At 39.1% G+C, this 13,855-nt stretch carries 11 protein-coding genes; 5 read left to right on the top strand and 6 right to left on the bottom strand.

The window, feature by feature from the left end; genetic code table 11:
* Window positions 1-146 precede the first annotated feature (146 nt).
* Together WAA20_RS03830 and WAA20_RS03825 are read right to left on the bottom strand one after the other, a co-directional pair.
* The gene (locus WAA20_RS03830) at window positions 147-3,089 is read right to left on the bottom strand and encodes a hypothetical protein (protein ID WP_073386665.1); all 2,943 of its coding nucleotides are present in this window, start codon (window positions 3,087-3,089) and stop codon (window positions 147-149) included.
* Window positions 3,090-3,221: 132 nt separating this feature from the next.
* Window positions 3,222-5,342 (bottom strand): efflux RND transporter permease subunit, encoded by a 2,121-nt coding sequence (locus WAA20_RS03825; RefSeq protein ID WP_081373748.1) that lies wholly within the window; start codon window positions 5,340-5,342, stop codon window positions 3,222-3,224.
* 453 nt (window positions 5,343-5,795) lie between these two features.
* On the opposite strand from WAA20_RS03825, the gene WAA20_RS03820 reads away from it, so the two are divergent.
* The 3 genes from WAA20_RS03820 to WAA20_RS03810 all read left to right on the top strand — a co-directional run bounded on the left by WAA20_RS03820 (window position 5,796) and on the right by WAA20_RS03810 (window position 7,572).
* A complete protein-coding gene (locus WAA20_RS03820; protein ID WP_073386662.1) occupies window positions 5,796-6,401 on the top strand; it encodes a TetR/AcrR family transcriptional regulator in 606 nt (201 codons plus the stop codon).
* Between the two features lie 109 nt (window positions 6,402-6,510).
* Window positions 6,511-6,975, top strand: a complete 465-nt coding sequence (locus WAA20_RS03815; RefSeq protein WP_073386660.1) for a hypothetical protein — start codon at window positions 6,511-6,513, stop codon at window positions 6,973-6,975.
* A gap of 15 nt (window positions 6,976-6,990) precedes the next feature.
* The gene (locus WAA20_RS03810; protein ID WP_073386659.1) at window positions 6,991-7,572 is read left to right on the top strand and encodes an anti-sigma factor domain-containing protein; all 582 of its coding nucleotides are present in this window, start codon (window positions 6,991-6,993) and stop codon (window positions 7,570-7,572) included.
* 183 nt (window positions 7,573-7,755) lie between these two features.
* Here the strand turns inward: WAA20_RS03810 and WAA20_RS03805 are convergent, their stop codons facing one another.
* The 3 genes from WAA20_RS03805 to WAA20_RS03795 form a co-directional block, all read right to left on the bottom strand.
* The gene (locus WAA20_RS03805) at window positions 7,756-8,901 is read right to left on the bottom strand and encodes an RNA-guided endonuclease TnpB family protein (protein WP_073386657.1); all 1,146 of its coding nucleotides are present in this window, start codon (window positions 8,899-8,901) and stop codon (window positions 7,756-7,758) included.
* A complete protein-coding gene (gene tnpA / locus WAA20_RS03800; protein ID WP_073389635.1) occupies window positions 8,882-9,298 on the bottom strand; it encodes an IS200/IS605 family transposase in 417 nt (138 codons plus the stop codon). The genes WAA20_RS03805 and tnpA overlap by 20 nt, the downstream gene beginning before the upstream one ends.
* A gap of 214 nt (window positions 9,299-9,512) precedes the next feature.
* Window positions 9,513-10,001: an SCP2 sterol-binding domain-containing protein gene (locus tag WAA20_RS03795; protein WP_073389637.1), complete on the bottom strand. Its 489-nt coding sequence runs from the start codon at window positions 9,999-10,001 to the stop codon at window positions 9,513-9,515.
* A 360-nt stretch (window positions 10,002-10,361) separates the two neighbouring features.
* Here WAA20_RS03795 and WAA20_RS03790 point away from each other — a divergent pair, with 360 nt between their 5' ends.
* Window positions 10,362-10,799, top strand: a complete 438-nt coding sequence (locus tag WAA20_RS03790; protein WP_073389639.1) for a LytTR family DNA-binding domain-containing protein — start codon at window positions 10,362-10,364, stop codon at window positions 10,797-10,799.
* 14 nt (window positions 10,800-10,813) lie between these two features.
* Window positions 10,814-11,248: a DUF3021 domain-containing protein gene (locus WAA20_RS03785; RefSeq protein WP_073389641.1), complete on the top strand. Its 435-nt coding sequence runs from the start codon at window positions 10,814-10,816 to the stop codon at window positions 11,246-11,248.
* Window positions 11,249-11,355: 107 nt separating this feature from the next.
* On the opposite strand, the gene WAA20_RS03780 is transcribed toward WAA20_RS03785, so the two are convergent.
* Window positions 11,356-13,668, bottom strand: a complete 2,313-nt coding sequence (locus WAA20_RS03780; RefSeq protein WP_330393671.1) for a glycogen/starch/alpha-glucan phosphorylase — start codon at window positions 13,666-13,668, stop codon at window positions 11,356-11,358.
* Window positions 13,669-13,855: the final 187 nt, after the last annotated feature.

Genomic DNA, 13,855 nt, shown 5'->3' with positions numbered 1-13,855 from the left:
AGTAAAGTCAGATTCACGATTTTCAAATCATGTATTTATCATAAAAGGCGGACCACCCAAAGTGATCCGCCTTAGTTATTGATTATATACTAATAATTTAAATACTAAAGACTCCCCATAATTCTTTCGTCTTCATTTTGTTATCATCAATCCTTCTTGCTGATACCAGCAGTCTTTATGATGTACTTAACACTTGTCTTAGTATCGTCTTTAGCACCGCCATATGATGAAGAATCATTTGCTGCATCTGCTATAGCACTGAGTCTTTCGTTAAGTTCTTCAAGGTCTCCGTCGAATACTTCTGCGATCTTAGAGATACCTTCTTCATCGAATTTTACAAGACCATCAGCAAGTTCTTTTGCTCCATCCATAAGCTTGACAGCTCCGTCGTTAAGATCGCATGCACCGTCGCTAAGATCTGATGCTCCGTCATTAAGAGCTATAGCTCCGTCATAGAGTGTTACAGCACCATCGTTAAGCTTTACTGAACCATCTGAAAGAGTCTGAACACCGTTATCAAGTTCAGCTGCTCCGCTTGCAAGTTCTCCTGCACCGGCGTCAAGCTGATTAGCGCCATCTGCAAGTGTTCCTGCTCCCTGATCAAGCTTAGTAGCACCATCTGCAAGTGTTCCTGCTCCGTTATTAAGTTCATTTGCACCATTTGCAAGTGTTCCGGCACCGTTATCAAGTGTCTGAGCTCCTGTTGCAAGGGTTGAAGCACCTGCTGCCAGCTGGCTGCTACCATTTGTAAGAGTGCTGTTATTGGAAACAAGAAGCTGTGCTCCTGCGTTGAGCTTATCTGCGCCATCAACAAGCTGGTTAATACCAGTTACAAGAGCTGTCATGCTTGAAGCTGTTGTAGTTGATGAAGCTTCTACTGCAGCCTTCATAGTACCAAGGCCTGTTGAAAGTGTCTCAAGACCGCCCTTTAATGAAAGAAGGCTGTCTACTGTTGATGCAGCATTTGTAAGAGCCATATACTTTGTATAATATTCTACATAATGCTTATAGTTGTCACCCTGCTGAATCTGAGCAATCTTAGTTGCTGCATCTTCTCCTGAAAGAAGTCTTATCTCTGTATCAAGTGTCTTATTTGAAGCCTGGTCTGATACTGCCTGCTCATCACCTGCCGGAGCTCCTTCATCACCTGATGATGGATCTTCAGTATCATCACCCTGTGGCTCAGCTGTATCATCTGGTGTACCATCATTATCTTCAGGCTGTTCTTCATCTTCAAGACCATCAGACAGATCATCATCCGAATCAGATGTACTTGTAGCATTAGTTCTAAGCTGATCAGCTTCTTCCTGTACCTTAGCCTTTCCATCTGCAAATCCTTCTTCATATCCTTCTTCCTTGCCCTGATCCTTACCATCAGAAAGACCTGCACTATAAAGTTCCTGGCAGTAAGCATTGAAGTATGACTGATATGCTGTCTGACATGCTGATGCACTGGTTGTAAGAGCTGCACCAAGTCCTGAGTAATCTCCCGTATATCCTATAGAATTTGCTATTGCAGCAAGCTTTTGATCAATAGCAGCTATAAGCTGCTTATCTACGGAATCCTTAGCTGTTCCAAGTGATGTTGCAAGTGTTGTAAGTGAAGCTGCGCTATCTCCTGATCCTGCTACTGACTGCTGAAGCTGTTTAAGTCCTGCATCAAGCTGAGCTATTCCTGTAGCAAGGTCTGAAGCACCATTTGTATATGATGTGATACCTGTATTTAAACTGCTTGCACCTTCTGATAAAGTACTAGCACCTGCTGATAACTGATCAGCTCCTGCCTTAAGGTCTCCTGCTCCTGTTGCAAGCTTGTCTGTTCCTTCTTTAAGTGAACCTGCGCCTGTTGCAAGCTGGCTTGTTCCGTCCTTAAGAGTTCCAGCTCCTGTTGCAAGCTGGCTTGTTCCATCTTTAAGTGAATTTGCGCCATTAAGAAGAGCTGATGAACCTTCCTTAAGCTTAACAACTCCTTCTACAAGATCAGCTGTACCACCCTGAAGTTCAAGAACACCATTTGCAAGAGCTTTTGTACCATCAAGAAGTTCAATACTTCCATCGTAAAGCTGGCTTGTTCCATCCTGAAGAGTTACTGTTCCGTCGTAAAGTTCTCCTGATCCATCAACAAGCTTTGTTGTTCCATCTGTAAGCTCGTCTACTTTTTCTTCTGCATCATCAATATCAAGTGAATCTGTAAGATTTCCAAATCCAAGATCTGAAAGGGCATTACCTGATGCATAAGTCATTGTCATATCAAGCTTGAAGTCTGTAACATCTGCTGTGATCTCTACATAATCAGGAATATCAAGATCTTCGCCTGTCTTATCTGTAAGCTCGTCAAGATCTTCATCATCAATTCCAAGAGACTCTTTAAGTCCTGGAAGAGCTACGCCCATTACTACATAGTTATTGCCTTCTGAGATAACCTTACCATTTGTAACCTCAACATTGGAGAAGCGCTCTGTATCAAGCATTGCGCCGGATATCATTGCATAAGGTGTATAGATCTCTGTTTCCTTACCGCCAATAGTTACAGTCTTAACATCATTGTTCTTATAATCGAATCTGATAGTTACTTTACCACTCTTACCTGCGATATCTTCAGGAGACATCTCCTGTCCATCAAGATAATATGTGATCTTAACTTCTACAGGAACTGCCTTGTCAGATTTACCCTGATAATATACGTCAGAACCGTCTGTATCCCATGTGATCGTTCCGTCTGCATTTTCTGTATAAGTTCCGTTTCCCTTTACATTCTTTACATCAGAAAGATCTGTTGCATCATTAAGCTCTTTAGTTCCTTCTGCATTTTTGAGCCATTCACTGACTACTACTTCATTAGGTGCGCCGGTTGCATCTGTCATTACATATACTGTTTCTTCCTTGTCAGATGCTGTACTTGCTCCAAATGCACTTGAATTCATTGTGTTTTCAAGAGTTTCCTCTTCTTCTGCTTCTCTTGCAGTATCCTGTGCAGTGCCTTTGTCTGCTGCCTCTTTAGTTGTTGCTACTCCGCAAGCCATAGTTGTAAATGCAAGTATTGTTGCTACCATAAGTGCTCTTGTACGCACGAGATATTTCTTTATCATATACTTGTCCTCCTGGAAAGATTAAATCTTTACTGTTTTAATAGTTCTTTTTACTAGGTTGTTTTGTTACTATCACTGACCAGACCTTTTAAAATATCCGATCTATTGTTTACCTTTTGTATATATCAGCCTTTACGCTGTTATGCTCTCACTGCCGGCCTTGATCTTACGTCTTTTCTTATCAGCTTCTCTTGCATCCTTAAATCCAAAGCTTGTACGTACGATAATTGGATCAAAGATCATGTACATCGCAGGAAGTACCAGAATAACTACGCACATACTGATGATCGCGCCTCTTGCCATCAGCATACACAGAGCACCGATCATATCTATTGATGAGATAAGACCAACTCCGAATGTTGCTGAGAAGAAACTAAGAGCACTGACAATGATTGATTTCATACTTGTAGAAAGAGCTATATGAGTAGCTTCTCTCTTGCTATTGCCATTATTTCTTTCACGGCAGTATCTTGTTGTCATAAGGATCGCATAATCAACTGTTGATCCAAGCTGTATAGTTCCGATTACTACTGATGCGATAAACGGAAGTACTGATCCTGTGTAGTAAGGAATTCCCATGTTGATGAAAATAGCGAACTCGATAACTGCAACAAGGATAAATGGAAGTGAGAATGACTTAAGTACAAACAGGATAATGGCAAATACAGCGCCGATTGAAACCCAGTTAACTACGTTAAAGTCATGGTTTGTAATAGTAATAAGGTCCTTGGTACAAGGTGCTTCACCTACGACCATTGCATTTGGATCATATGATTTAACTATCTTGTTGACTTCTTCTATCTGAGCATTTACTTCATCAGATGCGGTGTTGTAAATACTTGTTATGATGATCAGCTTATAGTCATCACTCTGAATCTCTGATCTAAGATCATTCGGGATCATATCCTGAGGGATCATTCCGCCTACAGCTGAGTCAAGTCCTATAGCTGCATCAACGCCGTCAACCTGAGCTATCTCATCATTCATCATAGTGATGTCAGTAGATGACATATTGGCATCTACAAGAAGCATATAGGTTGTACTTGTATCAAAGTTCTCATCAAGCTCTTTGGCTGCCTGAGTACTTGGAAGTGATGCTGGAAGTGTCTTGGCAAGGTCATAATAAACTTTGGTGTTGCTATTTCCATATACTGCAAAAGGAAGAAGTACAAGGAAGATAATTGCAAACAGTCTGTAATGATCTGAGATCCAGTTAGGAATCTTCTCCATTTCAGGAAGAAGCGGTTTATGTTTGGACTTCTCGATCAGCTTGTCAAATACAAGTATCATCGAAGGAAGAACTGTTATACAGCAGATAACTCCGAAGATAACGCCCTTAGCCATTACAACGCCAAGGTCAAGACCTATAGTAAAGCTCATGAAGCAAAGCGCTATGAATCCGGCAATTGTTGTAATCGAGCTACCAATAACTGATGTGAATGTTGCTTCGATCGCGTGTGCCATCGCTGCATTCTTTTCATGTCCCTTATCAAGTTCTTCCTGGTATGAATGCCACAGGAATATTGAATAGTCCAGTGTTACGCCCAGCTGAAGTACCGCTGCAAGTGACTTGGTGATAAAGGATATCTCACCGAACATAATGTTCGAACCAAGGTTATATACGATCGCCATTCCTATTGATAATAAGAAGAAAATAGGAATGAGGTAGGAATCCATTGTAAGTGAAAGTACTATTACAGCAAGGATTACAGCTATCATTACGTATACAGGAGTTTCTTTTTCTGCAAGATCCTTAGTATCAGTAACGATTCCGCTCATACCTGCAAGGAAGCACTTTTCATTGGCTACCTTTCTGATCTGTCTGATGGCATCCATTGTTCCATCGCTTGATGTTGTCTCATCAAATATGATGAACATCATGGTCGCGTCATCAGAATTAAAAGCTTCATATAATTTATCAGGAAGCATCTCCATAGGAACTGACAGATCCATGAAGCTGTCGTACCAGATGACCTTCTTAACATGATCGATCTCTTCGACTTTGCTCTTTAAATCTGCAACATCCTTCTCTTCCATACCTTCTACTATGAAAAGAGAATAGGCTCCTGTTCCAAATTCATTTTCAAGAATGTCCTGTCCCTGCATTGTTTCAATTTCTTTTGGCAGATAGGACAAAATATCATAGTTGACCCTGGTGTTGATATAACCAAATGCTGACGGGATCAACAGAAACACAGCTACTGCAAGTATTACAAAACGCAGTTTTACGATTCCTTTTGATATCGTTTTCATAATTCCTCCATCCTTTTCAGTCATCATTAACCTCATGTCGCGAGTGAAAGATTTTAAACTTTCACACTAATGACCGCTGGTCATTTTCTTCATAATATGGTATACTCCTAAAATGACCGATGGTCAATTGGTTTTTTGCAAATTTATTTTTTGTTTATAAATATTGGGTTTTTCCTCAGATTTAGAGATGTCAAAATCAAATAATATCTTTTTTATGATGTAAAACAAGTACCATCCTGGACCATTATTGCTTTAAGGTTTATGACTCAGACACATAAAAATAATCGACTTCAGTATTAATATGCTATTATTAAATTGCTATTGAAATCTTTTTTCGTTAATATATAATGAGTCATTTTCCCTGACTGCTTAAATCAGAATTTCAGAAGTACCTGTTTTATAAGACATTTAGAAAACAATCCATCAGAACAGATTAGATTTTCAGAGGATATTATGAGTAAAATTGAAAGTAACAAACAAAAGAAAAGAGATTCTCTTCTCAATGCATCATTTGATTTCTTTATGACCAAGGGCCTTGAGAAGACCTCCATATCTGACATCATCGAAAAGGCCGGCGTTGCAAAGGGTACTTTCTACCTTTACTTCAAGGACAAATATGATATAAGAAACAAGCTCGTAATCCATAAGTCAGCACAGCTTTTCAGTTCTGCTTATGAAGCACTTCAGGAAGCAGGCCTTGATAATATTCAGGACAAGATCATATTCGTCGTTGATCATATCATCGAGGAGTTATCGGATAATAAGGCGCTTCTTACTTTCCTTCACAAAGATTTGACCTGGGGTATATTCAGACGAGTACTTGATCCTCACTCACCTTTTGCTGAAGAGATCAACGTCGGAGGCATTTACAAAAAGCTTCTTGAGCAGTCCGGAGTTGTCTTTGTAGAGCCTGACATAATGCTGTTTATGATAATCGAGCTTGCAGGTGCAACTTCCTATAGCGCCATTGTAGATGGAATCCCATGTTCTATCGAAGATCTTAAGCCATACCTCTACCGCTCTATCAAGGATATAATCAATGCTCATATTCAGGATTAATTTCCAGCCATCAGGCATCTGCCTGGTGGCTTTTTAGTTTATTTTTATTTAAGGGTCTTATGATGTATTCAGAAAGTATTAAACACAGCTCATACAGAAAGAAGGGCCCATGTCAAACACTAATTATACCGAACCTATAGATATCGAATATGTAGAAAACTCTACTCCACTACAATCTTCAAAAATCAACACTGATCATTATAATGATACAGCCTTTTCAAATAACAGCTCATACATTATCAATAAAATCCAAAAGCAGATAGAATGCCTTGATATGGAACTATATTCCTTCGGCTTTACATTTGAAGATATCTCTCAAACTTCACCGCATAAGAAAAAAGACAAATATGCCTGTGCCGATATGATAAGAACCATCATAGATGATAGAGCGATGATGAGGACTATGCTTCAAAAAGGTTATCTTCCTATAAGGCTTCTTTCAAAAAAAACGAATAGATCGCCAAAACTCATTGCCTCTTTTGAAGGATATGTTGTGATGGCATCGCTTATATTGACCGGTAATTACCCTGACCTGAAGCCATATTTCGATTATGTTCTTTATGATGAGTTATAGGGAGGATATTATAAAATGAGAGGACTGGTTCTTTTCTCAAAAAATAACAAAACAATAGTTCTTACAGACGAAGGTACTGTAATAAAGATAAATGGCAATTATGAAGTTGGTAAAAGGATAAATATAAAGAATCATGGAAATGATAATACTCTATTAAAAAAAATCTCAATTGCACTTGGGACGATTACTATCCTTATGCTATTAGTAATTTGCGGTCTATACGTAATAGGAAAAAATAACAGCTCTGGTGATGTATCTGCAGCCGATTCATCCTATGCATATTTGTCAGAAAGCAGCGAAGAATCAAATGAGTCTGAAAGCTCTTCTGAAGCAAATACTGATTCAGAATCTGCAGATAGTGCATCTGAAGGATCTTCATCCGATAATATGCAACCTGATTCAGAAAATGAACAGATTCCTGACGGACAAGAGCAAAACGGCCAGGAGCCAAATGATCAGACTCCTGGCGAAGCGCCTCCAAACGGACAATCACCCGACGGTCAAGGTCCAAATGGACAAGCTCCGGATGGACAAGCACCCGATGGCCAGGCTCCAAATGGACAGGCTCCTGAAGGTGAAACACCAAGCGACCAGTAATGAAAATCCATATCCATAAACTCCGGAATAGTAAATCCGGGTGAACTACTCCGACTTATAGAAGTCGGAGCTTCCTGTTTCAACCACTACTGCATTGGCTACGAATATACGCAACTCAACGTCTTACACAATGTCCACAGGCGTATAAGTTAGGGCTATTCCATCCCTACTATATATTTAGTTTTATGCTACTACAAAAGATTCGTTTAGTATTCGCAATCCTTCACGTAAGATGTTGATAGCGGCGTTCTGGTCGCGGCTTATTGTAAGACCACAATCACATTTCATTGTACGGATTGTGAGATTTTTCATCTCAGGATGTATCTTCCCACAACAATGGCATATCTGTGATGATGGGAACCACTTATCTACTTTTACAAGATATTTGTTTCTTTCTGATAATTTATATTCAAGCATCGACAGAAACATACCATATCCGTTATCAAGAGTAGCTTTGCCGTTACCAAAACCTTTATTTGACATAGATTTCATGTTCAGAGATTCTACACATACAATATCGTACAAATTGGCTATCTTTGTAGATATTTGATGCAGGTTATCAAGTCTCTGATTTGATATGTGTCTATGGATTTTATTTAATTTACGGAGCTGCTTTATATAATTATTGGACTTAATTTCATGTTTCCTAGAGCCTTGCATACGTGATAGTTTGCGTTGAGCTTTTGCAAGCTTATCGTGGCTCTCACGGTAGTATTTATGGTTAGTCCCAACGTTACCATTATTATCTACGTACAGACCATCAGAAGCATAGTCCAAACCGATAGCATTGGTTGTGTCTGCTACATAGGTATTTATAGTATCTGCAATCTCAAACAATACAGAAATATAGAACTTCCCATCAGATTCCTGTGATACAGTAGCTGATTTGATAATCCAGTTATCATCAGGTTTACGATGGATAATAGCTTTTACATGACCTATTTTAGGGAGTCTAATGCTATTATCAGTAATGTCAACGGTGCCGTGCTGATTGTTTGTAGTGTATGATTTACGTGTATGCTTAGCTGATTTGAATTTAGGAAATCCATTATTCTTCTTACGGGATTTGCTAAAACAGTTACGGAATGCTTCCTGTAAGTCCATCTGTTTATTAGCAAGAGCAAGGCTATCCACTTCTCTGAGATATGGATAATCCTTTTTGTATTTGGCGGGTGTTACAGTAACAAACTTACCTGTAGACTTGTAGCTCTCAATTTTATCGGAAAGCATGAGGTTATAGACCTTGCGGCAACAACCGAAGGTCTTGGCAAACATAACACTTTGTTCAGTTGTAGGATATGCTCTATACTTAATGGCTCTGTTTGTCATCTTTCTTACCTTGAGATTGTATATACTGCTTGATAATGTCTACGGTAGCACCGCCAGTGGTCAGCAGACAAAAACTCTGTGACCAGAACATCTCTTTCCAAAGAGATTTACGTATCTGAGGAAACTCTTTCTTGATAAGTCTGCTGCTTGCAGATTTATACGCATTGATAAATTTACTTATCTCGGTGTTGGGGTGTCCTCGGAACAGGATGTGAACATGGTCAATGTCGTGATTCCATTCTTCTAACGTAATGTTATATGTAGGAGCAATCTTCTCAAATATCTCTTTGAGACGGCTTGAGATTTTGTCATTTATCACCTTGTTGCGGTACTTTACACACATGATAAGGTGATAATGCAACATGAATACTGAATGATTATTATTATCTAATTTCATACTATTTACAACCTTTATTATGTATAAGACTGAATTGTGATTAGATTATAATATTATCAGATACTAAAGTCAAGAAACGCCGTGTTTATCGCGATTCATCCCACCACCTATAGAGGTGGGGGATTTCTTGCTCACGGCGTGTTAAAATATAAAAATCCGTGTATCTAACAATTTAATCAGATACACGGATTTATTATTATGGTTATTTAGTTTTTCAGTCTTTCTTCTCTATTTTTTTAGTAGAGTCTTTCTTGCTTGTGATCTTCTTTGTTTCTTTCTTGGCTGTTGTCAGTTTTTTGGATTCCTTCTTAGCTGTTGTCAGCTTCTTGGTCTCTTTCTTGGTTGTAGTAAGCTTTGCTGTATCCTTCTTGGTTGTAGCAAGCTTGTGGTTAGAAAGAATGTTCTCAAGTGAAGCTGCCTTTGATACATCACCTTCAATTCTTATATCATTAAGAACACTCTTAAGAGAACTTCCACCATCAAGAAGCTTTAAGATGGAATCTGCATTTCCGCGTACACGGAAATCGTTATCATAGTATTCATAAGGCTCAACCTGAACTTTACCATCTGAAAGTTCTACATAGAATGCGCCTTCACCATCGCCTTCAACATCAAATTCTATGGCAAGGTGATCATGAATCTTTGATGCATCAAGTACTGAGACTTTTTTCTTAGCTGTCTTTACCACTTCAGAATATTTCATAATACGTCCTCCCTTTCTTCGTCAGGTCCCCGGGCATCAGCTGCTGTCGCAGATGTGTCCTTAGTACTCTGAACTTAATTCAATTTTTAAAACAATGATTTTAAAGACAGTATATCACGTTTTTGCGTATATGTAGAGTTTTTCAATAATTTTATTTCAAATAATAATAGATCTATGAATTCAGAATCCTGTAATTCTGCCATTTCCGCTAAAGTTTTATTCAGGAAATAATATCTTTTTTGCATTTCATGTGCCGATTTTTGCCACTTACCTCTAGTAACGAGACAAACTCTGTAGCATGTTATATCATCATATCATCAAGAGGATGCATCCATTGAAAACGAAAGGAGAACGGCGCAAATGAAAGTAACCGTTGACATCTCAAGTGAATATAAGGAGCCTTACGCTGTGATCCATACAGACAAGATTACTGAGGAGATACAAAGAATAATCGATAACTTCCAGGTTAATGAAGCTCCCATAACAGCTCTGCAGAACGAAGAGGACATGATAGTCCTGCAACCTAATGAAATATATATGATAAGAGTCGAAAGCGGTGACACCATGATCTACGGAGCCAAAAATAAATACCGTTCAAGAAAAAGGCTCTATGAGCTTGGTGCACAGCTCGGGACGCAATTCATGCAAATATCCAAATCCACTCTTATAAACCTGTCTTATATGGACAGCATCGAACCAGGATTTAGCGGAACTCTTCTATTAAAACTCAAAAACGGAAGTAGCGACTACGTATCAAGAACATATCTACCTGCATTTAAAAAATATCTCGGATTATAACAGGAGGAGAAGCAATGAATAACACATTAAAAGATGTTTTAAAAAGTATAGTTATCAGTATCGGAATGGCACTTACAATCTTTAGTCTCGTATGCATTATATTTGATATCGCATACGGCGGAAATTTCAACCTTGAAGGCTATCGTATGACAAAGATGATCATAGGCGCCATGATAGTAGGTCTTGGATTTGGTGTTCCAACTATCGTCTACAAGAACGATTCACTCCCAATGCCTATCAAATTCATTATCCACATGGGAATAGGCTGTGTGATATATACTGTCGTAGCCTTCTCAGTAGGCTGGATCGGAGGTTCTGCCTCTATCGCACAAGGACTTGTGATCGCAGCTATGCAACTTGCAGTCGCATTCATCATATGGCTGGGTTTCATGTACCACTACAGATCAGAAGCCAAGAAGATGAATGATAAAATCCAGCAGATGAAATAAAAGTTCACCCATATAAACTACCAGCCCTATGAACAATTTTCTAATATATGAAGTTGCAAGAAAAAATGCTGCTACACAAATTGTGTAGCAGCATTTTTATTCTTTGATCAATCAGCTTTCTGAAGCTTCCAGATGTCTCTGTTGTACTCCATGATAGTACGATCTGATGAGAAGAATCCAGCCTTAGCGATATTTACAAGCATCATGTGCTTCCACTTATTACGATCTTCATAGTCTGCAAAGATTCTGTCCTTTGCTTCGATATAGGATTCAAGATCGATAAGGGTCATGAACCAGTCTTTATTAAGGAGCTCGTTATAAAGTCTTGTAAGGTTCTCTTTCTTACCAACCTTAAGGCACTGCTTGCTTACAATGAAATCTACAGCCTCTTTGATAACCGGGCTCTTCTCGTAGTACTTCTTAGATACATAATCAGCCTTCTTGTAGTGCCCTATTACTGTATCTGAATCTATACCAAAAATATAGATGTTGTCATCACCAACAAGATCATGGATCTCAACGTTAGCACCGTCATCTGTACCAAGAGTTACAGCACCGTTGAGCATGAACTTCATGTTAGATGTTCCTGAAGCTTCCTTACTTGCAAGAGAGATCTGCTCTGATACATCTGCTGCAGGGATAAGGTGCTCAGCGTATGTTACGTTGTAGTTCTCAACGAATATAACCTTCATGTATGGGCTTACGTCAGGATCATTGTTAACGATCTCCTGCAGGCACAGAAGAAGGTGGATGATATCTTTAGCGATTACATAAGCAGGTGCTGCCTTAGCTCCAAAGATGAATGTAAGAGGACGAACAGGCTTCTTACCACTCTTGATCTCAAGGTACTTATGAATGATATACAGAGCATTCATCTGCTGACGCTTGTACTCGTGGAGACGCTTAACCTGGATATCATAGATAGATGTAGGATCAACCTTAACACCTTCATGCTTCTCAAGGTAAGCAGCAAGTTCTTTTTTCTTCTCCTGCTTGATGCTGTCTAAGCGATCAAGGAATCCCTCATCGTTCTCATGCTCAAGGAGCTCTTCGAGACGTGTAGCATCCTTCTTGTATCCATCGCCGATAGTATCTGCGATAAGATCAGCGAGAGGGTGGTTACATGAAAGGAGCCATCTTCTGAATGTGATTCCGTTAGTCTTATTGTTGAACTTCTCAGGATAAAGCTTGTAGAAGTCATTAAGCTCTGTATTCTTAAGAATGTCTGTATGGATAGCAGCAACACCATTTACTGAGAAACCGTAATGAATGTCGATGAAAGCCATGTGAACTTTCTTTTCCTTATCAATGATCTGAACCTTGCTGTTCTTAACCTTAGCTCTGATTCTCTTATCAAGCTCCTTGATGTAAGGAACAAGCTGAGGAACAACCTTCTCAAGATAAGAAAGTGGCCATGTCTCAAGAGCTTCTGCAAGAATAGTGTGGTTAGTATATGCACATGTCTTGGATACTACATCAATAGCATCATCCATAGAGAATGCCTTCTCTTCTACAAGGATTCTGATAAGCTCAGGGATGATCATTGTAGGATGTGTATCGTTGATCTGGATAACAGCATGATCGTAAAGCTTATGAAGATCATACTGACGCTCCTTCATCTCATGAAGAATGAGCTGAGCTGCGTTACTTACAAGGAAATATTCCTGGTAAATTCTAAGGAGGTTACCAGCTTCATCTGAATCATCAGGATACAGGAAAAGAGTAAGGTTCTTTTCAATCTTGGTCTTATCAAAATTGATACCTTTCTTAACAAGCTTCTCATCAACTGTCTCGATATCGAACAGACGAAGCTTGTTGATACCTGAATCATAGCCAGTTACATAGAGATTATAAAGTCTTGATACAACCTTCTTGTCACCAAAGTTAACATCAAAAGTTGTGTCTGTCTTCTCAAGCCATGACTTATTCTCCTGCCAAGCGTCCTTCTCAGCATTCTGAAGATTCTTATCAAATACCTGTTTGAAAAGACCATAGTGATAGTTAAGACCGATACCTTCACCAGGAAGCTTAAGTGTAGCTATAGAATCAAGGAAGCATGCAGCAAGACGACCAAGTCCGCCGTTACCAAGTGATGGTTCTGGTTCATACTCTTCTATATCTGCAAGTTTCTTGCCATTCTTACGAAGGATCTGATTAACCTTGTCATAAACGCGAAGGTTGATAAGGTTATTAGAAAGAAGCTTACCAATAAGGAACTCCATAGAGATGTAGTAAATCTTCTTCTCACCTACTATAGGCTCAGCTACGCGCATAAGCTCATTAGTAACATCTAAAAGCACGTAGTATGCCTCTTTGTCTGTACAGTCTGCAAATGTCTTATCAAACTGTCTTTCTGCACTTCTCTCCATCTGCTCTTCAAGATTGAGAACAAGAATATCACGCTGCATGTTTGTTGACATAAATAACTCCTTTCCCATATAGGAACTTAAATCACCGGCAACAGCCGATATAATAGTTTTTCATATAAAGAGAAAACGTTTTCTGTTTCCACGATATTACCTTAGCACAAGAAAACGTTTTCCGCAAGTCATTTTTATCTTATTTATTTTTCTTTGTTATCAGTTCATATGCTTCCTGCGGTCTATG

This window comes from Butyrivibrio fibrisolvens, assembly GCF_037113525.1.
Classification (GTDB): domain Bacteria; phylum Bacillota; class Clostridia; order Lachnospirales; family Lachnospiraceae; genus Butyrivibrio; species Butyrivibrio fibrisolvens.
This window is presented reverse-complemented; position numbering and strand designations above follow the sequence as displayed.

Coding starts and splice junctions, on each gene's coding strand:
- WAA20_RS03830 (WP_073386665.1), bottom strand. CDS start 3,089: ATGATAAAGAAATATCTCGTGCGTACAAGAGCACTTATGGTAGCAACA.
- WAA20_RS03825 (WP_081373748.1), bottom strand. CDS start 5,342: ATGAAAACGATATCAAAAGGAATCGTAAAACTGCGTTTTGTAATACTT.
- WAA20_RS03820 (WP_073386662.1), top strand. CDS start 5,796: ATGAGTAAAATTGAAAGTAACAAACAAAAGAAAAGAGATTCTCTTCTC.
- WAA20_RS03815 (WP_073386660.1), top strand. CDS start 6,511: ATGTCAAACACTAATTATACCGAACCTATAGATATCGAATATGTAGAA.
- WAA20_RS03810 (WP_073386659.1), top strand. CDS start 6,991: ATGAGAGGACTGGTTCTTTTCTCAAAAAATAACAAAACAATAGTTCTT.
- WAA20_RS03805 (WP_073386657.1), bottom strand. CDS start 8,901: ATGACAAACAGAGCCATTAAGTATAGAGCATATCCTACAACTGAACAA.
- tnpA (WP_073389635.1), bottom strand. CDS start 9,298: ATGAAATTAGATAATAATAATCATTCAGTATTCATGTTGCATTATCAC.
- WAA20_RS03795 (WP_073389637.1), bottom strand. CDS start 10,001: ATGAAATATTCTGAAGTGGTAAAGACAGCTAAGAAAAAAGTCTCAGTA.
- WAA20_RS03790 (WP_073389639.1), top strand. CDS start 10,362: ATGAAAGTAACCGTTGACATCTCAAGTGAATATAAGGAGCCTTACGCT.
- WAA20_RS03785 (WP_073389641.1), top strand. CDS start 10,814: ATGAATAACACATTAAAAGATGTTTTAAAAAGTATAGTTATCAGTATC.
- WAA20_RS03780 (WP_330393671.1), bottom strand. CDS start 13,668: ATGTCAACAAACATGCAGCGTGATATTCTTGTTCTCAATCTTGAAGAG.